The sequence below is a fragment of the Parasutterella excrementihominis YIT 11859 genome (assembly GCF_000205025.1).
In the GTDB taxonomy this organism is placed as follows: domain Bacteria; phylum Pseudomonadota; class Gammaproteobacteria; order Burkholderiales; family Burkholderiaceae_F; genus Parasutterella; species Parasutterella excrementihominis.
Genome location: NZ_GL883685.1, coordinates 27,171 through 49,213, shown reverse-complemented (window position 1 = coordinate 49,213; position 22,043 = coordinate 27,171). Strand labels below are relative to the sequence as shown.

Annotated in this window: 21 protein-coding genes; 4 read left to right on the top strand and 17 right to left on the bottom strand. The window is 50.6% G+C overall.

Going from position 1 to position 22,043, the window contains the following annotated elements; translation table 11 throughout:
• The 12 genes from HMPREF9439_RS02445 to HMPREF9439_RS02390 all read right to left on the bottom strand — a co-directional run.
• Positions 1-803: DUF362 domain-containing protein (locus tag HMPREF9439_RS02445; protein ID WP_244862369.1), on the bottom strand; the 803-nt coding region annotated here is incomplete at its 3' end.
• A gap of 237 nt (positions 804-1,040) precedes the next feature.
• Positions 1,041-1,952 (bottom strand): GTPase Era, encoded by a 912-nt coding sequence (gene era, locus HMPREF9439_RS02440; protein ID WP_008863574.1) that lies wholly within the window; start codon positions 1,950-1,952, stop codon positions 1,041-1,043.
• 4 nt (positions 1,953-1,956) lie between these two features.
• Positions 1,957-2,643, bottom strand: a complete 687-nt coding sequence (rnc, locus tag HMPREF9439_RS02435) for a ribonuclease III (protein WP_008810968.1) — start codon at positions 2,641-2,643, stop codon at positions 1,957-1,959.
• 11 nt (positions 2,644-2,654) lie between these two features.
• A complete protein-coding gene (lepB, locus tag HMPREF9439_RS02430; protein WP_008863573.1) occupies positions 2,655-3,545 on the bottom strand; it encodes a signal peptidase I in 891 nt (296 codons plus the stop codon).
• A 25-nt stretch (positions 3,546-3,570) separates the two neighbouring features.
• Complete coding sequence (gene lepA, locus HMPREF9439_RS02425) at positions 3,571-5,364, bottom strand: translation elongation factor 4 (RefSeq protein WP_008810966.1); 1,794 nt, start codon at positions 5,362-5,364, stop codon at positions 3,571-3,573.
• A gap of 276 nt (positions 5,365-5,640) precedes the next feature.
• On the bottom strand, positions 5,641-6,867 hold the full coding sequence (gene fabF, locus HMPREF9439_RS02420) for a beta-ketoacyl-ACP synthase II (RefSeq protein ID WP_008810965.1): 1,227 nt from the start codon (positions 6,865-6,867) through the stop codon (positions 5,641-5,643).
• A gap of 24 nt (positions 6,868-6,891) precedes the next feature.
• On the bottom strand, positions 6,892-7,131 hold the full coding sequence (gene acpP, locus HMPREF9439_RS02415) for an acyl carrier protein (protein WP_008810964.1): 240 nt from the start codon (positions 7,129-7,131) through the stop codon (positions 6,892-6,894).
• Between the two features lie 111 nt (positions 7,132-7,242).
• Positions 7,243-8,007 carry a 3-oxoacyl-ACP reductase FabG gene (fabG, locus tag HMPREF9439_RS02410; RefSeq protein ID WP_008863571.1) on the bottom strand — a complete coding sequence of 255 codons (765 nt, stop codon included), beginning with the start codon at positions 8,005-8,007 and terminating at the stop codon, positions 7,243-7,245.
• Between the two features lie 3 nt (positions 8,008-8,010).
• Positions 8,011-8,955: an ACP S-malonyltransferase gene (fabD, locus tag HMPREF9439_RS02405; protein WP_008863570.1), complete on the bottom strand. Its 945-nt coding sequence runs from the start codon at positions 8,953-8,955 to the stop codon at positions 8,011-8,013.
• A 17-nt stretch (positions 8,956-8,972) separates the two neighbouring features.
• On the bottom strand, positions 8,973-9,959 hold the full coding sequence (locus HMPREF9439_RS02400; protein ID WP_008863569.1) for a beta-ketoacyl-ACP synthase III: 987 nt from the start codon (positions 9,957-9,959) through the stop codon (positions 8,973-8,975).
• Positions 9,960-10,167: 208 nt separating this feature from the next.
• A complete protein-coding gene (gene rpmF / locus HMPREF9439_RS02395; protein ID WP_008810960.1) occupies positions 10,168-10,356 on the bottom strand; it encodes a 50S ribosomal protein L32 in 189 nt (62 codons plus the stop codon).
• Positions 10,357-10,449: 93 nt separating this feature from the next.
• A complete protein-coding gene (locus HMPREF9439_RS02390; RefSeq protein WP_008863568.1) occupies positions 10,450-10,974 on the bottom strand; it encodes a YceD family protein in 525 nt (174 codons plus the stop codon).
• Between the two features lie 80 nt (positions 10,975-11,054).
• Between HMPREF9439_RS02390 and HMPREF9439_RS02385 the strand changes: the two genes are divergently transcribed.
• Together HMPREF9439_RS02385 and HMPREF9439_RS02380 are read left to right on the top strand one after the other, a co-directional pair.
• Positions 11,055-11,651: a Maf family protein gene (locus HMPREF9439_RS02385; RefSeq protein WP_008810958.1), complete on the top strand. Its 597-nt coding sequence runs from the start codon at positions 11,055-11,057 to the stop codon at positions 11,649-11,651.
• Positions 11,651-12,382 carry an SAM-dependent methyltransferase gene (locus tag HMPREF9439_RS02380; RefSeq protein WP_008810957.1) on the top strand — a complete coding sequence of 244 codons (732 nt, stop codon included), beginning with the start codon at positions 11,651-11,653 and terminating at the stop codon, positions 12,380-12,382. Before HMPREF9439_RS02385 ends, HMPREF9439_RS02380 begins: the two co-directional genes overlap by 1 nt.
• Here HMPREF9439_RS02380 and HMPREF9439_RS02375 read toward each other — a convergent pair.
• Both HMPREF9439_RS02375 and HMPREF9439_RS02370 read right to left on the bottom strand, forming a co-directional pair.
• Positions 12,360-13,013 carry an HAD family hydrolase gene (locus tag HMPREF9439_RS02375; protein ID WP_008863567.1) on the bottom strand — a complete coding sequence of 218 codons (654 nt, stop codon included), beginning with the start codon at positions 13,011-13,013 and terminating at the stop codon, positions 12,360-12,362. The genes HMPREF9439_RS02380 and HMPREF9439_RS02375 overlap by 23 nt on opposite strands.
• Positions 13,014-13,050: 37 nt before the next feature.
• The gene (locus HMPREF9439_RS02370; RefSeq protein WP_008863566.1) at positions 13,051-14,220 is read right to left on the bottom strand and encodes an RluA family pseudouridine synthase; all 1,170 of its coding nucleotides are present in this window, start codon (positions 14,218-14,220) and stop codon (positions 13,051-13,053) included.
• Positions 14,221-14,856: 636 nt separating this feature from the next.
• Here HMPREF9439_RS02370 and HMPREF9439_RS02365 point away from each other — a divergent pair.
• Positions 14,857-17,958 (top strand): Rne/Rng family ribonuclease, encoded by a 3,102-nt coding sequence (locus tag HMPREF9439_RS02365; protein ID WP_008863565.1) that lies wholly within the window; start codon positions 14,857-14,859, stop codon positions 17,956-17,958.
• A gap of 65 nt (positions 17,959-18,023) precedes the next feature.
• Here HMPREF9439_RS02365 and HMPREF9439_RS02360 read toward each other — a convergent pair whose 3' ends face one another.
• The 3 genes from HMPREF9439_RS02360 to HMPREF9439_RS02355 all read right to left on the bottom strand — a co-directional run bounded on the left by HMPREF9439_RS02360 (position 18,024) and on the right by HMPREF9439_RS02355 (position 20,678).
• The gene (locus HMPREF9439_RS02360; protein ID WP_008810953.1) at positions 18,024-18,236 is read right to left on the bottom strand and encodes a tautomerase family protein; all 213 of its coding nucleotides are present in this window, start codon (positions 18,234-18,236) and stop codon (positions 18,024-18,026) included.
• 141 nt (positions 18,237-18,377) lie between these two features.
• A complete protein-coding gene (locus HMPREF9439_RS13420; RefSeq protein ID WP_008863564.1) occupies positions 18,378-18,716 on the bottom strand; it encodes a hypothetical protein in 339 nt (112 codons plus the stop codon).
• 27 nt (positions 18,717-18,743) lie between these two features.
• A complete protein-coding gene (locus HMPREF9439_RS02355; protein ID WP_008863563.1) occupies positions 18,744-20,678 on the bottom strand; it encodes an inorganic phosphate transporter in 1,935 nt (644 codons plus the stop codon).
• Between the two features lie 276 nt (positions 20,679-20,954).
• Between HMPREF9439_RS02355 and HMPREF9439_RS02350 the strand changes: the two genes are divergently transcribed.
• Positions 20,955-22,007 (top strand): hypothetical protein, encoded by a 1,053-nt coding sequence (locus tag HMPREF9439_RS02350; protein ID WP_040603366.1) that lies wholly within the window; start codon positions 20,955-20,957, stop codon positions 22,005-22,007.
• Positions 22,008-22,043 lie beyond the last annotated feature (36 nt).

The window sequence follows — 22,043 nt, the reverse complement described above, 5'->3', positions numbered from 1 at the left end:
CTCAGAACATTGATGAAGGTAATGTGTTTGCCGAAGTGATTGATCACTGCCTGAGCAGAATCAGCCATCAATTCCATGAACGTGTCTTTTACCGGCATAGCGCCGAAGTTAGGTGCCCCGGTCATACTGGCCCCATGCACTTGACGTTTGCCGACTTGACCGGAAGCGCAGCCGATCGCGATATTTTTCATCGAACCGCCGAATCCGCCCATGGCGTGACCTTTAAAGTGAGTCAACACCAACATAGAGTCGTAATCGACGATGCCTTTGCCCATCGCGACTTCTTTGAGATGGAATCCGTCACGAACCGGCAGATTGACATCACCGTGCTCATCCATGATATCGACAGGGCAGAAAGACCAGCCGTTAATTTCAAGGGTCTTTCTATGGTCGGCAGTGTTTTCTCTTCCGCCGCCGTAAAGCGTGTTCGTTTCAACAATCGTGCTGTTAGGAATCGTCTTTTGCAGAGCCTGAACCATGTCGCGCGGGAGAATATTCGGTCCGTGTGGTTCGCCGGTATGCAGCTTGATCGCTACTTTTCCGTAGATTTCTTCGTTGACCAAGTTGTAAAGCTTGATCAATGAGGCAGCATCAATAACGGGAGAAAAATAAACCTTCGCTACAGAGCCTTCAACCTTTTGTCCCGTGACATTCTTAGAGCCGATAACGGGTGTCTTTTGAACTAAAGGAAGTTGTTCGACAGCAGCGGCCGAAGAAACAGCGGACACAGAACCGTCCAAAGCCAATACGGCAGCAGCCGCACCTTTGAGCATTCCTCTTCTAGAGATACGAGACTTTTCCATACGAGTTTCTCCTTCTTATCTAAGCCGATACTTAAATTTTATTGGCTTTTTATAAAAATCCTTTTGCCAATTAATACCGATTTTTTATGGATATTTATAAGAAAATTGAAGCAGTTAACCGTAGATAATTACTTTTGAACTGCTCATTCATGAGGCGATCCGGCCGGCCAATAAAAAATCTCGGAGGACCTTTCGATCGACCGAGATTTTGTTCCGTCAGTAATTACTGACCGGCTATTAATAGCCTAAGGATTTCAGCACTTGAGCGTCATCGCCCCAGCCTTTACGAACACGTACCCAAACTTCGAGGTAAACGTTCTTGCCGAGCATCTTGGAGATGTCTTCACGAGCCAGGCGTGAGATTTCACGCAGTTTGGCGCCCTTCTCACCGATCACAATGCCTTTATGGCTTTCGCGGTTGACTAAAAGGGTTGCGAAGATTCTTGCCTGATCATCGGTTTCTTCCCATTTATCGATCATGACGGCAACGCCGTACGGCAGTTCGTCACCCAACAAACGGAAGGCTTTTTCACGAATAATCTCAGCCGCTAAGAAGCGCGGAGATTTATCGGTGTAGATGTCATCTTCGTAAAGCTTGTCGCCTTCGGGCAGATACTTACGAATCACGTCAAGCAGAACATCCAGCTGACGGGTCTTTTCGGCGCTGACCGGAACCACATCGGCAAATGGAAACTTCTCCATGGCTTCCTTGATCAAAGGAAGCATGGCTTCGCTCTCTTTAACTTCGTCTGTCTTGTTGATCGCCAAAATGACGTTCTTAGCGTCTTTGCTCAGAAGGTTCAGGACAACCTGATCTTCAGGACGCCAGCCGGTGGCTTCAATCACCATTACGACGGCATCAACATCGGACAAACTCGAGCGGACGGACTGATTCATACGAGCCAGAAGTTCGGACGAATGCTTAGTCTGAAATCCCGGTGTATCGACGAACAGGTACTGAGCATTATCAGTGGTCAAAACGCCCATGATTCGATCACGAGTCGTCTGGGGTTTCTTGCTGGTAATACTGACCTTTTCCCCGACCAGCGCGTTGATCAGCGTGCTCTTGCCGACGTTCGGACGGCCGATCACTGCAACATAACCGCTGCGGAAGTCTTCAGATTTTTCAGTCTCTTTATTTTCACTCATAAACTTAGCCTTTCAAATTTCTAATGGCTTCGCTATCCAGAGCTTTCTGAGCTGCATCCTGTTCTGCCTGACGGCGAGATTTGCCCACGCCCGTCAGTGAGATTCCGAGGTCGGGGATATCGACCCGAACTTCAAATTCCTGATCATGAGGCGCACCTCTGATCTCGACGATGTCATAAAGAGGCAATCCGAAGTGCATCCTTTGGAGCACCTCCTGCAGATTCGTCTTGGCGTCCTTACCGAGCGTAGTGGGTGTCAGCTGGCTGAGCATCGGCTCATACAAGCGAATAATCACAGTTTGCGCCTCTTCAAAGCCGCCGTCGGTGAAAACCGCCCCAAAAATGGCCTCAACTGCGTCGGCAATAGTTGACGGACGATGATTTCCGCCGGTGTGTTTTTCACCGGCACCGACCTTAAGGAAATCAGAGATGCCGATTCGCTCGGCAATTTCTGCCAAAGCAGACTGGCGTACTAGGTTGCTTCTGACACGCGATAAAGACCCCTCATCAAAATGTTTATCTTTTAAAAACAAAGCGTTCCCGATTACACAATTGAGGACCGAGTCGCCTAAAAATTCCAAACGTTCGTTGTGTTCCGCACTGAAAGATCGGTGCGTCATAGCGCGGCGCAGAAGCTCTTTGTTCTTGAACGTATAACCGATTCTTTCTTCTAAGACTGTTAAAGGAAGCATAGGAGATCCTTTTAATTGAAGAAACCGATGCGGCTCGGTTTCGAAACGTTCATCCAAACCATGAAGGCTCGACCGACTAAATTCTTTTCAGGTACAAAGCCCCAGTAACGGCTGTCCTCGGAGTTGTCACGGTTATCGCCCATGACAAAGTACTTGTCTTTAGGCACCATGCAGACTAAACCGCCGGGAACATAATCACAGGCCTTCGGATCGGTGTGGGTCGAAAGCGGATAAACACTCGAAGGTGCTCTCGGATTAATGAGCAGATGGTGCTCGGTCTTATCGAGCTTTTCGAGGAACTCTTCTAAAGACTGCATCTTAGCTTCATCGTAGTACTCACCGATTTCTCCGATAGGAACTGGTTTCCCATTGATGGAAAGTTTTTTGTTGATGTATTCGATCTTATCGCCCGGAAGACCGATCACACGTTTGATGTAATCGATGTTTTCATTGGGCGGATAGCGAAACACAACGACATCTCCCCGTTCGGGTTCTCCAATCGGAAGAATTTTAGTGTTGATAACCGGAAGTCTCAGACCATACTGATACTTGTTGACAAGAATCATGTCACCGGTTTCCAATGTCGGCATCATAGAGCCGCTCGGAATTCGGAACGGCTCAAAGAGGAAGGAACGCAGGATAAAAATGAAGAAAATCACCGGGAAGAAGCCGGCTGTATACTCCAGCCACTTAGGACGATCCGTAGAGGCCTGAACAATTGCATTTCTGGTTGCCACAACGGTCTGCTCCCCTCTACGGAGAGAATCGGCATTATCACGATCGAACGCTGTCAATTCGTCCTGCGCAGCGGCGCGGCGTTTTGGTGCCCAAATAAAGACATCCAGTACCCAAAGAACGCCCGTAAAGACGGTTAAAAGAAAAAGGATTAACGAAAAGGTCATTTCAATTTATCCGCTTGAAGGGTTGTTATTTATCGTCTTGCTGAAGGATGGCAAGGAAGGCTTCCTGCGGAATCTCCACGGTACCGACTTGCTTCATTCGTTTCTTACCGGCCTTCTGTTTTTCCAGAAGTTTACGCTTACGTGTAATGTCGCCGCCGTAGCACTTGGCTAGAACGTTTTTACGAAGGGCCTTAACATTTTCACGTGCAATCACATTCACGCCAATCGCCGCCTGAATAGCAACGTCATACATCTGGCGAGGAATAATACTGCGCATCTTAGTCACGATTTCGCGGCCTCGAGCTACTGAGTTAGCCCGGTGAACGATCGAGGACAGGGCGTCAACCTTATCCCCGTTGATGAGAATATCTATCTTGACAACATCTGCGGCACGATACTCTTTGAACTCATAGTCCATCGAGGCATAGCCGCGTGTTAAAGACTTCAGCTTATCGAAGAAGTCGAGCACAATTTCGGCCAACGGCAAATCGTAATGCAGATGAACCTGACGGCCGTGATAGGCAAGGTCAAGCTGAACGCCGCGTTTCTGATTACAGAGCGTCATGACTGGGCCCACATATTCATCCGGCACAAAAATAGTTACAGAATCAATCGGTTCACGAATTTCGGCAATCTTGTCGACAGGAGGCAGCTTGGAAGGATTCTCCACGTGAATCACTTCGCCATTGCGCAGAAGGACTTCATATACGACACTCGGGGCGGTCGTGATCAAATCCATGTTGTATTCGCGCTCAAGTCGCTCTTGGACAATATCCATGTGCAGCAGACCGAGGAAGCCGGCGCGGAACCCGAAACCTAACGCTTGAGAAACTTCCGGCTCAAAATGAAGAGCGGCATCGTTCAGCTGCAGTTTAGTCAGTGCATCACGAAGTGCATCGTACTGGTTGGATTCAACCGGATAAAGACCTGCAAACACCTGGCTCTTTGCTTCTTTAAAACCGGGGAGTGCCTCTTCGGCCGGTTTGGCGGCATTAGTGACGGTATCACCGACGCGGGCGTGCTTCAGTTCTTTAATACCGGCAACAACAAAGCCCACCTGCCCGGCGGAAAGCTCAGGCCTCGTCTGAGATTTCGGCGTAAACACACCGACCTGTTCAACCAGATGGTTGGCACCGGTCGCCATCAGACGGATTTTGTCTTTAGGTTTAATCGTGCCGTTAACCACGCGAACGAGCATAACGACGCCGACATAGTTATCGAACCAGGAATCAATAATCAGCGCTTGAAGCGGAGCGGCAGGATCGCCCTGCGGAGCCGGAATACGCTCAACAACGCGTTCGAGAATCTCATCGATGCCCATGCCGGTTTTCGCAGACGCTTCAATCGCGTCGGTCGCATCAAGACCGATCACATCTTCTATTTCTTCTTTGGCTTCATCCGGATTAGCACTCTGCAGGTCCATCTTATTGAGAACCGGAAGAACTTCTACGCCGAGCTCAATGGCGGTGTAGCAGTTGGCAACGGTCTGAGCCTCAACGCCCTGGGTTGCATCAACGACTAAAAGCGCACCCTCGCAGGCGGACAAGGAGCGGCTGACTTCATAGCTAAAGTCAACGTGTCCCGGAGTATCAATCAAATTTAAAAGATAGGTCTGCCCGTCTTTAGCCTTATAGTTCAGCGTTGCTGTCTGTGCTTTGATCGTAATGCCTCTTTCTTTTTCCAAATCCATAGAGTCCAGAACCTGAGACTCCATTTCGCGCTCGGAAAGACCGCCGCAGCGTTGAATCAAACGATCGGCGAGTGTGGATTTTCCATGATCGATATGCGCGATGATGGAAAAGTTTCTGATCTGCTTCATAGGCTCCTTTGACATCAAACGTTTTGCTGTCAAAACAAAAAACAAAAAGCACTGATATTTTTGTGAGAGTGATCGCAGTCCAAAGACCAGAAGGCGCTCACAGAAATAGTCAAATGCACCAATAAGTTACTTTTTAAATGGGATATTTTAGCTAACTTTATTCGGCCTCCCGACGCAAACTTATTTACGAATTATTGCCGTTTTGCGCAATTTCTCCAGCTCTCCAAATAGAAAAAGACCGCCGAAGCGATCCTTTTCCTAAAGCGAATCATTTGCTTAGACCTGTCCAAAGATCAAAGATCCGTTTGTTCCGCCGAAGCCAAAGGAGTTCTTCATGGCATAGCGGATCGGCATCTCACGAGCAACATTTGCGCAGTAATCCAGATCGCATTCCGGATCCTGATTGAAAATGTTGATCGTGGGAGGAGAAACTTGATTCTTCAGTGCCAAAACCGTAAAGACGGATTCGATGCCGCCGGCGCCGCCCAAGAGGTGTCCGGTCATAGACTTAGTGGAGTTGACCACTAACTTCTTCGCGTCTTCACCGAAAGCCAGTTTGATGGCATTGGTTTCATTGACGTCACCGACAGATGTACTGGTACCGTGAGCGTTCAGATACTGAATATCCGACGGGTTCAGACCGGCCTGACGCATGGCATTCTTCATGCAGCGCATCGGACCTTCGGCACTCGGAGTCGTAATGTGATGAGCATCGGCAGAAAGACCGTAGCCGACGATCTCGGCATAAATCTTGGCGCCGCGTTTCTTGGCATGTTCATAGTCTTCAAGAACCAGAACACCGGATCCTTCGCCCAGCACAAAGCCGTCGCGGTCTTTATCGAACGGACGGGATGCCGTTGTCGGATCGTCGTTTCTGCGGGACAAAGCATGCATATTGTCAAAGCCGCCAACGCCCAGCGGACAAACCGTACTTTCAGCACCGCCGGCAACCATGACATCAGCGTCTCCTCGGCGAATCATCCAAGCTGCTTCACCGATGCTGTGCAAACCGGTCGTGCAGGCTGTGGAATAAGCCAGGGACGGTCCCTGCAGATTGCGCATGATGGAGAGCTGTCCCGAGACCATGTTGGCAATCGCGCCGGGAATCAGGAACGGAGAGATGCGTCGTTCGCCTCTTTCCATATACGACTGATAGTTCTGGCAGATAATCGGCAAGCCGCCGATTCCGCTGCCGATGGCACAACCCGCTCTCTCTGCTCCCTCGCCTTCAAAAGTCAGGCCGCTGTCATCCAGTGCCTGGACAGCTGCAGCAATACCTAATTGAATAAAACGGTCGAAACGGCGAGCTTCTTTTGCCGGAAGATATTTTTCGACTTCAAAATTTTTAACTTCACCGGCAATACGGCTGCCGAAAGAGGATGCATCAAATTGCGTAATAACGCCGATGCCGGACTTGCCGGCAAGGGCGTTATTCCAACTTTCTTCGACCGTGTTGCCGATTGGGCTAACCATGCCCAATCCGGTAACAACCACACGACGCATTCAGGAGCTCCGTTCGGCCTTTAATTAAGCCTTCTTGTGAGCTTCGATGAAATCGATAGCGTCCTGAACGGTCTGGATCTTTTCCTGCTGGTCGTCAGGAATTTCGATGCCGAATGTGTCTTCAAGGGCCATGACCAATTCAACGGTGTCAAGAGAGTCTGCACCGAGGTCGGAGATGAAAGCGCTTTCATTCTTGATATCGGCTTCATTGATGCTGAGCTGTTCAGCGACGACCTTCTTAACCTGTTGTTCAATATTGTCCATTTAAAAACCTCTTTTCTAGAGTGATAAAAAATTATTCATGGCCCCTTCTCGGGCCTAATCTTGGCATTTTATCAGAGCCGCAGTAACGTGAACGGCCGAAAATAGCCGTTGTTACATCCTCATGCCGCCGTTAACTTCAATGACCTGACCGGTGATATAGGCAGCTGCGCTGGAAGCCAGGAACACCACGGCTTCGGCAACATCATCTGCAGAACCTAAGCGTCCGAGCGGAATCTGTGCAAGAAGAGCTTGCTTCTGCGCATCGTTCAGCGCGTCGGTCATATCGGTTGCGATAAATCCGGGCGCAACGCAGTTGACGGTAACACCGCGGGAACCGATTTCTCTGGCGATGGATTTGCTCATAGCGATCGTACCGGCCTTGGCGGCAGCGTAGTTCGCCTGGCCGGCATTGCCCATCATGCCGACGATGGAGGCTATGTTAATGATGCGACCGTGACGGGCTTTCATCATGCCTTTGAGGCAGGCGCGGGAAAGACGGAATCCGCCTGTGAGATTCGTTTCGATCACTTCATCCCACTGAGAATCTTTCATACGCATGGAAAGCGTATCGCGAGTGATGCCGGCGTTGTTCACTAACACGGTAACGGAACCGAAGTCGGCTTCGAGCGCTTTCATGAAAGCGTCGGTACCTTCGCGGGCAGCAATATTTAAAACGCGGCCTTCGCCTTTGCCGCCGAGTTCCTGGATACGAGCGGAAATCTTTGCAGCGCCGGAGTCACTTGTTGCCGTGCCGATCACTGTGGCACCGGCTTTAACGCAGACGTCCAGAATGGCTGCTCCGATACCGCGACTGGCGCCGGTGACTAATACGATTTCGCCGGCGAGTGCGTCAGCTGTAAAAACGGACTGAGTCATGAATCATTTCTCCTGGTTTGCCGCAGCAGCTTCTTCTAAGGCTGCACGGCTGTTTAATGCTTTAGCAGTAATTCCTTTGGTGATGCGCTTGACCATTCCGGACAAAGCTGCTCCGGGACCGACTTCATAAATTTCCATGACGCCGGCCTCTTCCATCTTACGAACTGTATCGGCCCACAGAACCGGAGAGGCAACCTGAGCCGCCAGAACGTCGCGAATGGCGTCGGGTTCTTCGTGGATTTGGACGTCAACGTTATGTAAGACCGGCAGGAAAGGTTTCTGAAGGTCAACGGTTTTCAGCTTTTCTTCCATGGCAAGCGCAGCCGGTTTCATCAAAGAAGAATGGAACGGACCGGAAACATTCAGTTTGATAGCGCGCTTCGCACCGGCAGCCAAACTCTTTTCCATGGCTTCCTGAACAGCTGCAACGGTACCGGCAATCACGACCTGCCCCGGAGTATTGAAGTTAACGGCTTCGACAACGCCATTTGTAGCGCATTCAAGGCAGACGGTCTTCACTTGGTCGTCGGATAAACCGAGGATCGCAGCCATCGTACCTTCACCGACGGGAACCGCGGCCTGCATTTGTTCTGCGCGATAGCGAACCAGCTGCAGAGCATCCGTAAAGTCGAGCGCACCGGCAGCAACCAAAGCAGAGTATTCACCGAGGCTGTGGCCGGCGAGCAGATCCGGCTTGCGACCGCCTTCCTGGAGATAAAAACGATACATAGCAATCGAAGCGCAAACCAAGGCTGGCTGAGTATTGACCGTCAGGCTAAGCTCTTCAGCCGGACCTTCAGCAATCAACTTGAACAAAGCAAAACCTAAAGCCTCATCGGCTTCCTTGAGTGTTTCGCGAACAATCGGCTCGTCGGCTAAGGTTGAGAGCATTCCGACAGCCTGGCTTCCCTGACCGGGAAATACAAAGGCGATTTTTTTATCTTGCATTTTTCTTTTATTGACAATTAGAACTTGAGCAATACGGAGGCCCAGGTAAAACCTCCTCCGACTCCCTGCAGCAGAACGAGATCCCCGCGTTTCAGTCTTCCGGATCTGTGTGCTTTATCCAAAGCAAGCGGAACGCTGGCAGCAGATGTGTTTCCGTGCTGATTGACGGAAATCATCAGGTGTTCCTCATCAATACCGAGTTTTTCGCGAACCATATTCATGATGCGCAAGTTGGCCTGATGAGGAATATAAAGATCCACGTCGTTCGTAGCCAAGTTGGCTTTGGTCAGTACATTGCGAGCGCTTTCCGTCATTTTTTCTACCGCAGCCTTAAAGACCAAGCGGCCGTCCATGCGGATGAACGGATCACCGACGACTTTACCGCCGTCGATATGACTGTCTGCGGCCAGTACATGCACTCCGCGCGTGCCGTCTGCCTTCAGTTCAGAAGCCAAAATACCGGGCTCATCGGATTTTTCCAGAACCACAGCTCCGGCGCCGTCGCCGAACAAAACACAAGTTGTTCTGTCTTTCCAATCCAAAACACGAGACAGAGTCTCTGCACCGATCACCAAGACGCGCTTGGCAGAACCAGCACGAATCATTGAGTCAGCAATCGAAAGTGCATAGGCAAAACCGGAACAAACGGCCTGAATATCAAAGGCACCGGCGCCCGACGCACCGAGAATCGCCTGAACTTGGCAAGCCGTGCTCGGGAAAACGGAATCCGGAGTGGTCGTCGCGACAATAATCAGATCAATTTCGTCAGGAGAAAAACCACCTGCTTCCAAGGCCTGTTTTGCAGCCTCGGAGGCCAAATAAGTGGTGGACTCTTCACCGGAAGCAAGATAGCGCTGTTCGATGCCCGTGCGGGTACGGATCCATTCGTCGCTCGTCTCGACACCGATTTTGGCTAAATCCTGAGCCAACTCTTCATTGCTTACCGCTCTCTTCGGAAGAAAACTTCCGGTGGAGGCGATACGAGAAAAACAATTTTCCGACACTGGGAAATCCTCTAAATAACTATGAGCGACAGATTACTTTAATTAGGACTTGCGAATACAAGCAGAAAACCCGTATTACACACAAATACAAATTTTCCGCAGAAAAACAAAAAGCTCTCCGAAGAGAGCTCTGCAGAATGTCTTTAGACTCGATCGCCGCACCGTCCGTCGTGGGTCTCAGATGAGAGCGATCCGGGTCAGTGAAGACTTATTCCTGGTCGTCAGCCTTAGTAGCGATGACTTTCTTACCACGGTAAAAACCGGTGGCAGAAATGTGATGACGACGGTGAACTTCGCCGGTTGTCGGTTCGACAGCCAGAGGCGGGTTCGTCAGAAAATCGTGAGCACGGTGATTGCCGCGCTTGTTGGTCGATTTCTTATTTTGCTGAACAGCCATGGTAACCCCACGTAAATTAAAATCTAACTTTCAAAATCGAGCGGGCAACAGTTACGCTTCCGCTCCTGGAAAATCAGGCATTCTACACTAACCTTAGACCTTACGCAAACCTTTGAGATCTTTGAGTTTTGCAAAAGGATTCGGCTTCTGAACTTCGTCTTTTGACTCTTCAGGTCCGTCGGTCTGACAGCCTTCTTCGTGAGCCGGAACCAAGGGAAGAGAAAGAATCAGTTCTTCTTCAATCCAGTCGGCAACATTGAGCTTGTCGCTGCCGACGATGACTTCGGTGTCATCATCTTCGTCGATCGGAATCGAATCGGCTTCTTCTTCGCTCTTAGCGAAGCGGAAAGCAACTTCTCTCTCAATCTTGAAATCCATCGGTTTCGTGCAGCGATTGCAAACCAAAGGAACAACGGTCGCGAGTTCCATGACGGCGCCGGGCCATCCCTTTTTAGCCGTCATTCCGCAGATTCGGTATGTCACGGTTCCTTCGGTCGGAAGAATCATGTCTTTTAAGCGCGGAAGATCCGACAATTTTGCCTGCCCTTCGATGACTTTCTTATCTCTGGCCAGGTCATAAGCATTCACATAGTCGGTTTGTTTTAGGTATGCGGACATTGAATTTCTCTCTTTCTGCGATAAGCACTGAACTAGAATAGTCTCTTTCAAGTTTGAGTGCTTTTAGGAACGACCCAATTATGGACAACAAAGCCGCATTAATTTTAGGTTCAAGTTCTCCTTTCCGACGCGAGCTTTTAGAGCGTCTCCAGATCCCTTTCACTACCTGCTCTCCCGACGTCGATGAAACGCCGCTCAAAGGAGAAAGCCCGAAGGATCTCTCACTGCGCCTTTCCGTACTGAAAGCTCAGGCAGTTGCCGCCCAGCATCCGCACTGCGTGGTCATCGGCTGTGATCAGGTCTTGGAATTAAACGGTCGTCCGGTCGGAAAACCCGGCAATTTCGAAAACGCCTTCAAGCAGCTCTCCGAGATGTCCGGTCAGACCGTTACATTCCATTCTGCCATGACCGTCATTGACGCCAAAGGAAATCTGCAGAGCACGGTCGTCCCGACATTTATCCGTATGCGCAATCTGCCTCCCGAAGGCATTCGTGAGTACCTTGAACGCGAGAAGCCTTTCAATTGCGCCGGATCAGCCAAAATTGAAAAACTTGGTATCGCCTTAGTCGCCGAGTGCAAATCCGACGATCCGACCGCCATCATCGGACTGCCGCTGATTGAATTGACGACTATGCTTGCTCAGGCCGGCATTCACGTTCTTCCGGAGCTTAACTGATGAATAAAGGAAAGCTCTTCATGCTGCCGGTCCCTATCGCCGATGGGGTACTGAACGACACACTGCCCGAACACACGATTCAAACGGCTCGTGAACTCAAGTTCTTTTTAGCTGAGAACGCCAAGTCGGCAAGAGCTTTCCTGAAATTCTGCGGCCACCCATCGCCTATAGCCTCGCTTTCTATTGAAGAAATCGGGCATCGTCCGGATTCTGCAAAGGTACGAGGCTGGCTCAAGCCTGCATTGGAAGGAAACGATATCGGCATTGTGAGCGAAGCCGGATGTCCGGGCGTCGCGGATCCAGGCGCACAAATCGCTGCGGAAGCTCATAAGCTTGGTATCCGCGTCGTACCGCTCGTCGGACCGTCTTCTATTCTTTTAGCTTTAATGGCTTCCGGTATGGACGGACAGCATTTCCGTTTCTGCGGCTACCTTCCGATTAAAGAGCCTGCCCGCACCAATGCAATTAAAGATCTTGAAAGAAAGAGCGCTTCTTCGGAAGGAGAAACTCAGCTCTTCATCGAAACACCCTACCGCAACAGCGGCATGCTCGCCGATCTTGTTAAAAACTGCGCGCCTACGACGCTTATTCTCGCGGCCACAGACATCTCCGGGCCGGAAGAGCGCATTCGCACGTTCTCCGCAGCGGATTGGAAAAAACAGGATTTGTCGCTACCGAAGCTCCCGACGGTCTTCGGAATTCTCGGCGCTAAGCGAGCTCGTCGAGCTTAGTTTTGAGCGCTTCCATGGTCCTGACAATGGCGTCGGGCTTATAAGCCTCTAAACGTTCTAACGGCGCAGCACCCCAAGTGACCGCAATTGTGCGGACTCCGGCCGCTTTGCCTAGCTTAATATCGTGCTCAGTGTCGCCGATCATCACAATCTCGTCCATTGTGAGCCCGTTTCTTTCAAGCAGAGTATTCAGCATTAGAGGGTCGGGTTTTGGGAGCGCTTCATCGGCTGTGATGGAATCATCAAAATAATCCCACACATTCATCCGATTAACGATTCTTGAGAGGCCCTTGCGGCTTTTACCGGTTGCAATCGCGGTTTTGATGCCGGCGTCTTGAAGTTCACGCAGAAGTTCCAAAACGCCCGGAAATAACTTCAGAGAAGGATCGCTCTGAAGAAAATAGCGCACGTAAATGTCTTTGTAACGACCGTACTCGCTTTCAGGAAGATCCGGCGCCACGATCGGAATGATGTCCTTGAAGCCTAACCCGATAATGCTCTTCGCCATCTCATAACTGACAGGCGCAATCCCGATTTCTTCATTTGCCAACTGGATGCCGCGGGCAATCGCAGGAACTGAATCAACTAAGGTGCCGTCAAAATCAAAAACGGCCATCTTCAGAGCGTGCATTCTTCTTTTTCCTGATTTAGTAGGTTTGAGGACTGAGCTATTTATTCTGAGCCTTTCTTTGCTCTAAAACCTCAATGAGCTCTACACAATCTTTAGGAAGCGGAGCTTCAATCTCGAGTTCCTCTCCTGTAATCGGATGATGAAAACAAATCTTGCCTGAGTGCAGGAACATCCGTTTGAACGGCACACCCAGCAAACCGTGGGCAACTTCATCATTAAATGCGAAATCGCCGTACTTCTCGTCTCCGACCAGCGGAAAGCCTAACTCTGCTGCATGCACCCTAATCTGATGGGTACGACCGGTGAGAAGATCGACTTCAACTAAAGAAACCGGTCCGAAACGTTCTTTCAATCTAAATATAGAGTGGCTCGGAAGCCCGTTTTCCGGATCAACGCGCACACGACGCTCTCCCGAGGGCGTGACGTACTTAAAAAGTGGAAACTTCGCGTGCTGACGATCGTTCTGCCAATCCCCTTTAACCAACGCCTGGTAGGCCTTGTGCATCTCTCCTTCGCGGATCATTTCGTGGAGTCGCACCAAAGCTTTCCGAGTTTTAGCCAGCACCAATACGCCGGAAGTCCCTCTGTCCAAGCGATGGACGAGTTCCAGGAACGGAAGTTCCGGGCGGCTCGCTCTCATTCGTTCGATTAGACCGTAAGAGATGCCGCTGCCGCCATGGCTTGCCATACCGGCCGGTTTGTCCACGACCATGATGTTTTGATCTTCAAAAAGAATCGGCGGCATTTCCGAGAGCTTCAAGGGAGGTGCCGAATGTTCGGATTCTTTTTCGGTATAGCGGATCGGCGGAATACGAACTTCGTCTCCGCTCTGCAGACGAGTGTCGACATGAGCTCGTCCTTTATTGACTCGGACCTCGCCGGAACGCACTACGCGGTAGATCAAAGATTTCGGCACGCCTTTAAGCTGTGAAAGCAGAAAGTTATCCAGTCTTTGACCGTCATTGCTTTCGTCAACCTTCTTGAAGATAACCTTCGGCTCGGCGGCTTTTCTTTCTTTCGGTTCTTGTGCCGATGTCTTCACCCTTGGTAAGGCAGTCTTTGGCTTTGGGCGCTGAGTGACCTTTCCGGTCGACGCGGAAATGTTTAAGTCTGCTAACAAATCTTTTCCGCTGCGGGTGCGGCTTTTCGCAGAAGTACGACCCTTTTTTGGGTCTGTTCGCTCATTATTTTGGCGAGATTTCATCATTTGTTCTAAAATCCTGTGCGAGAGGTTTGACCGTCAGAACAACTCGGCGCCGCAGGTTTGCGCGTCTGAAATCTGTCGGTTCAACTGTTCTCAATGACCTCCGCCGATTGTAATCTTTTGACGACAAACGGAATGCGATGCGTACCGATTCTAGGGTCTCTCCGCTTGAGCTGACCGATGATGAACGGAACACGCTAAACATCGTTTTTCGCAACGATGCCGGCAGGAGATTTTGTAATGAATGATAGGCGGTGCTCCGATTTTCGAATCGTCGCAGCTCGCCAATGGCCTTCGGGTCATTTGCTGTAAAGAATTTTTATTAACACGGGGCGCAGCATCCGGTTGATGCGCGCACAAATTTTGGAACACATACTGCACTCGTGCAGCAAAAGTATTGGAAAAAAGAGAGTGGCTTACCTCCGCTGTTTCGATCGGCCTGCCTATTCCTGCCTAACGGGAAGGGATAATTGTGCCTGCACTGCGGTCTCCTCTCTCGATTTTATAAAGCCTCCTGCGGACAATTTCCGCGATTCACTCAGGGAGATCCCTTTGCCCGTTCCACTTGTTCCGGAACCTGTTTGATATCTTTTCTCTACGGCACGCCTATGGTCCGCGTCAGTGACTGAGGAGTGCTTGATGAAGCGCATGTTATTTAACGCCACGCATGCTGAGGAGCTGCGTGTCGCTATTGTTGAAGGTCAGAAGCTCATTGATATTGATATCGAGTCTTCCGAACGTCAGCAGAGAAAGTCCAATATCTACAAAGGCGTAATCACCCGTATTGAACCGTCTTTGGAAGCATGTTTCGTCGATTACGGCGAAGAACGCCACGGTTTTCTCCCTTTTAAAGAAATTTCCCGTTCTTACTTCAAAGAAGGTGTTGATGTTCGCACTGCGACCATCAAAGAAGCACTCTCCGAAGGAACCGAGCTCATCGTTCAGGTTGAAAAAGAAGAACGCGGCAACAAGGGTGCGGCACTGACCACTTTCATTTCCTTGGCCGGTCGCTACCTCGTCCTTATGCCGAACAATCCTCGCGGAGGCGGTGTCAGCCGTCGTATCGAAGGCGAAGAACGCGAAGAGCTTCGTGAAAACATGTCCAAGCTCCCGACACCGAAAGGCATGAGCCTCATCGCTCGTACCGCTGGTATCGGCCGTACGGTCGAAGAACTCAAATGGGACTTTGATTACCTTCTCCAGCTCTGGCAGGCCATTGTTGAAGCTGCCACACCGCAGTATGAAGACACCGAAGGCAACTTCGTCACCGCTCCCATCGGTCCTCTCGGCCAGAAATACGAACGCGTGAATCCGGCCCCCTTCCTGATCGTTGAAGAAAGCAATCTCGTGATTCGCGCGATCCGCGACTACTTCCAGCCGGACATCGCTGAAATTCTCGTTGACACCGACGACATCTACGAACAGGCTAAGCAGTTCATGGGCCACGTCATGCCTGACATGATCAACCGTGTCAAGCGCTACACGGACGATGTGCCCCTGTTCTCCCGCTTCCAGATCGAAAATCAGATCGAAACGGCCTACTCCAGAACCGTTCCCCTCCCCTCGGGCGGCTCGATTGTGATCGACCACACTGAAGCTCTGGTTGCCATCGACGTTAACTCCGCCCGCGCCACCGCCGGCGGAGACATCGAAGCCACTGCCTTCCACACCAATGAAGAAGCTGCTGAAGAAGTTGCGCGTCAGATGCGTCTGCGTGACCTCGGCGGCTTGATCGTCATCGACTTCATCGATATGGAAGATCCGGCCCATCAGCGTGCTATCGAACAGCGCATCAAAGAAGCTATTCGTCACGACAGAGCCCGCGTCCAGATCGCCAAGATTTCCCGCTTCGGCTTGTTGGAACTCTCCCGCCAGAGACTTCGTCCGTCTCTGTACGAAGGCAGCCACATCACCTGCCCGCGCTGCAACGGTATCGGCGCTATTCGTGACACCGAATCCAGTGCGATTCAAGTGCTTCGTATTCTCCAGGAAGAAGCGCTCAAAGACGGCACCACTGCTCTTCAGGCCCAGGTTCCGGTCGATGTTGCAACGTACCTGCTGAACGAAAAACGCGACGACATCGCCAAGATCGAACATCGTCACCACATTGAAGTCATCCTGATCCCGAACAAGACGCTCGAAACACCGCACTATCAGATCGAACGCCTTCGCACCGAAGATCAGCTGCTGACAGAAGGTGCTCCGAGCTACAAGCGCGTGGAAGAGCTTGCTCCTGAGCCCGAAGCTCCTTACTCCAGAGCTCAGAACGTCGCGCCTTCTACTAAGCCTCGTCAGATCCCTGTCATCAAAGGCCTGCCCGTCAGAGAAGACGCTCCGAAGCACGTTGAGCCTGCCAAACCTTCCAAAGAACCTGCCAAGAAAGAAAAGAGCTTCTTCCAGAAGATTCTTGCTTTCTTCACCGGAAATTCTGAAGCTGAAGAGAAAGAAGAAGCCAAGAACAATTCCAGCCGCGGCGACAAATCTTCCGTCAGAAAAGAGCGCGGCGAGCGTAAGAATCGTCGTCAGGAAAGAGACGATCAGCGTAAGACACGTACGCCTGTCGCCAAACAGGAAAAAGTTGAGCGCGCGCCCAAACAGCCGCGTCAGGTAAAACCGACCAAGACTGAAGACAGACGCCAGAAAGAGACGGTTGAAAAAGCCAAGAATGTTCCTGCCGTTCGTCCGGCCGCTGTCGAAAAGACAGAAAAGCCTGAAAGAATCGAACGTACTCGCAAGGCTTTGAAGGAAAACAGCGCTTTACAGGATAAAAGAAGTGCTAAGCCCGTTCAGGCTCCGGCAGCTGTTGAAGAAGCAGTAAAACCTGTTGAAAAACAGAACGTTCCGGCACCCGTCGAAGCCGTCCAGGTTCAGCCGCAGGTTGAAAAACCCGTACCGGCTCCCACTCCGGCCCCTGTCGCTGCCGAAACTCCGGCTGTCCAGGCTGAAGAAAAGAAAGCTCCGGCAGATGCCGTTGAAGGAATCATCGTCGAAACTGCCGTCCGTGTAGTGCCGTCCGTTGAATCACAGTCCAACGCCACAGAACAGCGTCCTCGCACTCGCAGAGCACGTCGTCTGCGCAAGGACAGAGGCGACAGAGAACCGCGTGCCTCAAGATCCGTTGTGCCGCCCGCACCTGTCTCTCCGGTCGTTGCCGCCATCGAAGACGTTGTCATGAGTGAACACGCCGTTCCTCAGGTGAACGCGGCTACCATCCGTGCTGACGAACATCTGCCTCGTGTGGAAGCAGACAAGCTGCATCTTACGGAAGAAGCTCCGAAACACGCTCGTCTGAGACGTGAAAGGGCACCCCGCAAACCGGCTGCAGATTTTGTAACCAAAGTCGAAAGCCACGATTCCGAGGTTCAGGCCGTCAGTTCCGCCGCTCCCAAGGCAGAAGTTGTGAAGGAAGCTCCGAAACCTGAGCACGTCCAGACTGAGGCTGTTAAACCCGTTGTGACAGAGAACACTGTCGTAAAACCGGCAGATGTCAAACCTGTCGAAACCAAACAGGTTGAAACGGCCGCTCCGGTCAAAGCTCAGAAGGAAGCAGCTTCCATTGAGAAACCGGTCGATCTGAAACCGATGCTTGAAAAAGCAGGTCTTGAACTCGTCGGAACCACGAAAAAAGACATTCCCGTCAGAGAAGAGGCTCCCAAGCCCAAGCTCGGACGCAAACGCATCAAACGTGTCGTCCAGGAAGACTCTGCTCCGCTTGAACTCGTCCAGACGAAGAAAGAGTAATCCGACACATCGGATGTAATAAAACCGAATCGGTCTTGCGGCCGGTTCGGTTTTTCTTTTGATCGTTAGCTTTGTTTTTCTTTGCGGCGTTCTCTGACGGTCTTACCTCCGATTCCATAGTTTTCCATCGGAATCTCATCAATGATGACAACCATGTTTGAGGTGTTCTTTCCAAGAACATCGCCGACGAGTTTCGTCACGCCTGCGATTAACTCTTTCTTTTGTTCTGACGTGGGGCGTTCTTCATCGCCTGTAACGCAAATTCTAACGAATGGCATAATACAGTTCCTAAGGAAATGATCGTTTCACTGTACAAGCCATGCGAACGAGCGTCAACGTCTTCAAGACGATTCCGACAGGCAATAAAATTAGCGGGCGCCCCGAAGGACTACCCGCTTTTTCGTCAAACGACTCTTAGCTTATTGCTGTGCCTGAGGCTTTGCCGGAACCGCCGGTGCGTTTTCTTCCTCATGTCTTTCGGTGAGCATGAAGTTCAACTCACGCTGCAGCAGCACAATGACCGTATAACGATTGATAATTTCGCGATAGAGCTGAAGGATGGACAAGTACAGTTCAGAACGATGAAGAGGCATCTTATTGACTTCAATTTCCTTCATCAGTTCGAGCTGGAATGCATTGACTTCCTCAAGGTTCGTATTGGATAAGCGAAGAAGCACTTCGTCCGTTGTCGAACCGTTCATCACGTACTCAGACAGAGATTTCTGGAAGTTCGACAATGCGTCAACGGCCTTAAGCAAATTGGTTCGGAGCTGGCCCTTGAAGACCTAGTGGCTGTTAGCCAGATGCTGTTCCATCTGATTGACTGTATTGCGCAAATCCTGAGCAACGTCTTTGACATTTGAGAACGTGCGGTAATAGTAATTACGTGCGTCGTAGTCTTTTCCTGCACCCTGACCATGACTGATCATGAGGTAGTACTGGCTTCGAAGCAGAGAAATGTGATCTAAGAGTTCCTGAGCCTCAAGCTTGTCTTTTTTCACCGCCGAATAGTCTTCCGAGAGGAAGTTCATCGTGGTGTTGGAGAAGATGTCGATCGTCTGCTTCAGGTTACGGTCGATCGCAGCGTTAAAGCGTTTACGCAGCTCTTCTTTGGATAAACCGGCTTCGAAACCTTCCATCGCTTCAACTTTCTTATCTTTACTGAAGAAGTTGGAGCGAACCAGAAGAGCGACGACACAGACACCGCCGATTACCATAAAGATTGGTCCGAACCAGATGCACAGTAGAACGGCAATACCGGCGGCGATGAAGGCTGTGAAAGCCGTCAGGAACCAGCCGCTGATCACCGCCATCACACCGGAAATTCGGTAAACAGCCGTTTCTCTATCCCAGGCGCCGTCTGCTAAAGAGCTGCCCATAGCAACCATAAAAGTGACGTAGGTTGTAGACAGCGGAAGCTTCATGCTGGTCGCAGTCGCAATCAAAATACTGGCGAGCACCAAGTTCACAGAGGCGCGAACCTGGTCAAACGGCAGAGGGACTTCGCCTTTTTTCAAGCGCGGTTTTTCAAAGTGTCTGTCGATGTTATCCAACACAGAACGCGGCAAGATCTGATTGATGATTCGATTGACACCGAGGCCGGAGCGGACCAAAACACGGGCGCCAACAGTAGAGCCAAACTGTTCTTTTTCGCTGCGTTCGCTGGCGGACAAATTGATCGCAGTCTGGACCACACGCTGAGCTTTCGGGCTGAACCAAAGCGTGCAGACCATGATCAAACCGGAAATGATGAGCCAAATCGTCGGAGTAACGACAGACTCCTTAAGAGCGCCCATGTACAGCGTTGTCGGCGTGAGGGCGGGATTCGCAGCTTCCGCTGAAGCGGCGATACCGGCACTTTGCATCGCGGCTAAAGGCACACCCACGAAGTTCACCAAGTCGTTGCCTGCGAACGCAAAGGCTAAGGCGAACGTACCTGCCAAGATAACGATACGAAGTGCATTAAAGTTCCAGAACCAAATCAGGATCTGGAAAACGACAGTAATCGTGAGGAAGAAACTCCACATTAGGGTTTCGGTGTTTGCATCCAGCCACGCGATCAGCGCAGGCGTCATGAAGGAAGCACCCTTTGCACCCTTAACAATCAGGAAGTAGAAAATCGCGGTAAGGCACAGGCCTGAATAAATACCGCCGACGTAACGATAAACTTTCTGATAACGGAACGTGAAGAGGTAACGCATCAGCCACTGAATGATCGTACCGAAGGTAAAGGCAATCACGACGGAAGCCAAAATACCGATGATAATCGACAGGGCCTTTTCGTTGTTAATGTAAGCGCCAAGTCCGATAATGGTTCCGGTCGAAACCCACAGCTTGTATGCCGCAGAAACGACGGAAGCACCAAGGAGCTCGAAAACGATAGATACCGTGGTCGAAGTAGGAAGACCAAGAGAGTTAAAGGTATCTAAGAGAAGAACATCTGTCAGCATCACCGCGAAGAAGATGAGCATGACGTCCCAATAGGTAAAAAGCTGCGGATTAAAAATCCCGCTTCTCGCAATTTCCATCATTCCGCTTGAGAAGGTGCAGCCTAAAAGAACACCCGCGGCGGCAACACCCATAACGATGTTGTATCGGGCACTCTTAGACCCCAATGCAGAACTCAAGAAGTTCACGGCGTCGTTGCTGACACCCACAAACAAGTTGAAGCTTGCCAGGAGCATCAGAAAGACCATCGTGCACGTGAGAAATGTATCCATAGTAGATGGTTATCTTTATAAAAAAACAAAGGGATTCTAGTGGGTGAATATGACGAGTGCGTGACACAAAACTCAGCATTTCCCCTACTTTCCAGACTACATCTTCTTAACAGACTAAATAATGGGTACTATCATGGGCGACATCCCCAATGTAGGCGAGATAAGTAGCCATTTGGGAGGATGAGAAACTTTATGCATTAGTATCAACCTCTACACATTTTTGAGTTAGCATTCTTTTGTTCAAAACTTGTAAGAGCAATTTCTAAAGAGGTTATTGTGAATTTGAAATCTATTACTGCTCAATCAGTCGTTGCTTTGTCCCTTGTGTCCGTCTGCTCAATGAGCCAAGCGGGTTTTCTGGACAACCTGTTCTCGAGCTCAACAAAAGAACCCGTTGCTCTTTCTACGACAACTCAGGAGATCATGAAAAATCATCCCGTTTGGGTGATTGACGGAAAAGATACTTCCGCTTGGTCTGTCGTTGAAGGGAAAAAGCCGCGCCGCGGAGCAGCTCCGCTGCTGCTGAAGCAAGACAGAGGTGACCTTGGTCTGATTCCGGCTCAAACAGATGCCGGCTACATTGCAACCAAAACCGAAAAGATCTCTCTTTCTTATCCGACCAGCGTCGTCTTCGAAAAGAATGGCACCGCTCTCCTTAAGTTCGGTGCAAGCAAGAGCCCCGTCCAAATCGGTATCAAGCTTCGTGCCTTCGACGTCAGCGGATTAAAGATGTCCGAATTCCTGAAAAACCGCAAAGGCGAACCTCTTGCCGAAGCTGAGAAAGTCGGTAATGAAGTTTTCCCGGCCGGATCTATTGCCTACAAGGCCGACACAACCTTCCTGAATGACGAAATGGTCATTCCGGTCAACCAGAACTTCACAAGCGCCTCCACCAGCGACGAACTGCTGAAGAATTTCTCTTCCATTCCGTTCTGCCTCAAACGCGTCTCCGGCCACGCCTACGGCATTATGTTTGATAAAGCCGATCCGAAGGCTGTGAGCGGCACTTTCCGCGTGACTCCGGTTAAGAGAGAAACCATGTTCTGCACCCCGACAGGTGAAGCCCCAGTTGCGACCGGTAAATGGAACGTTGTCAACAACGGCCGCTCTCATGCTTTCGTGCTGACCATGCCGAAGGAAGTCACACCTGCTGAATACGGTATTGAAGAACAGGAAAGCGGCGTCTCCAAGATGGCTTTCGTGGCCCCGGGCAAAGGCGACAAGATTTTCCGTCCGGGCAAATTCTTTGCTAAAGGAACTACTCTGGAAAGCCGTCGTTTCTTCTTCAACACAACAGCTGCCGAAGCTATTCTTAAAGCAGCCAAGTAGTTAGAAAAAATCAGAGTTTTCTGATTTTCAAGCCCG

Coding starts and splice junctions, on each gene's coding strand:
- fabG (WP_008863571.1), bottom strand. CDS start 8,007: ATGACTCAGTCCGTTTTTACAGCTGACGCACTCGCCGGCGAAATCGTA.
- HMPREF9439_RS02390 (WP_008863568.1), bottom strand. CDS start 10,974: ATGTCCGCATACCTAAAACAAACCGACTATGTGAATGCTTATGACCTG.
- era (WP_008863574.1), bottom strand. CDS start 1,952: ATGAGTGAAAATAAAGAGACTGAAAAATCTGAAGACTTCCGCAGCGGT.
- HMPREF9439_RS02375 (WP_008863567.1), bottom strand. CDS start 13,013: ATGCACGCTCTGAAGATGGCCGTTTTTGATTTTGACGGCACCTTAGTT.
- HMPREF9439_RS02385 (WP_008810958.1), top strand. CDS start 11,055: ATGGACAACAAAGCCGCATTAATTTTAGGTTCAAGTTCTCCTTTCCGA.
- rnc (WP_008810968.1), bottom strand. CDS start 2,643: ATGCTTCCTTTAACAGTCTTAGAAGAAAGAATCGGTTATACGTTCAAG.
- HMPREF9439_RS02355 (WP_008863563.1), bottom strand. CDS start 20,678: ATGGATACATTTCTCACGTGCACGATGGTCTTTCTGATGCTCCTGGCA.
- fabD (WP_008863570.1), bottom strand. CDS start 8,955: ATGCAAGATAAAAAAATCGCCTTTGTATTTCCCGGTCAGGGAAGCCAG.
- HMPREF9439_RS02365 (WP_008863565.1), top strand. CDS start 14,857: ATGAAGCGCATGTTATTTAACGCCACGCATGCTGAGGAGCTGCGTGTC.
- HMPREF9439_RS02360 (WP_008810953.1), bottom strand. CDS start 18,236: ATGCCATTCGTTAGAATTTGCGTTACAGGCGATGAAGAACGCCCCACG.
- lepB (WP_008863573.1), bottom strand. CDS start 3,545: ATGACCTTTTCGTTAATCCTTTTTCTTTTAACCGTCTTTACGGGCGTT.
- HMPREF9439_RS02370 (WP_008863566.1), bottom strand. CDS start 14,220: ATGATGAAATCTCGCCAAAATAATGAGCGAACAGACCCAAAAAAGGGT.
- HMPREF9439_RS02380 (WP_008810957.1), top strand. CDS start 11,651: ATGAATAAAGGAAAGCTCTTCATGCTGCCGGTCCCTATCGCCGATGGG.
- fabF (WP_008810965.1), bottom strand. CDS start 6,867: ATGCGTCGTGTGGTTGTTACCGGATTGGGCATGGTTAGCCCAATCGGC.
- rpmF (WP_008810960.1), bottom strand. CDS start 10,356: ATGGCTGTTCAGCAAAATAAGAAATCGACCAACAAGCGCGGCAATCAC.
- lepA (WP_008810966.1), bottom strand. CDS start 5,364: ATGAAGCAGATCAGAAACTTTTCCATCATCGCGCATATCGATCATGGA.
- acpP (WP_008810964.1), bottom strand. CDS start 7,131: ATGGACAATATTGAACAACAGGTTAAGAAGGTCGTCGCTGAACAGCTC.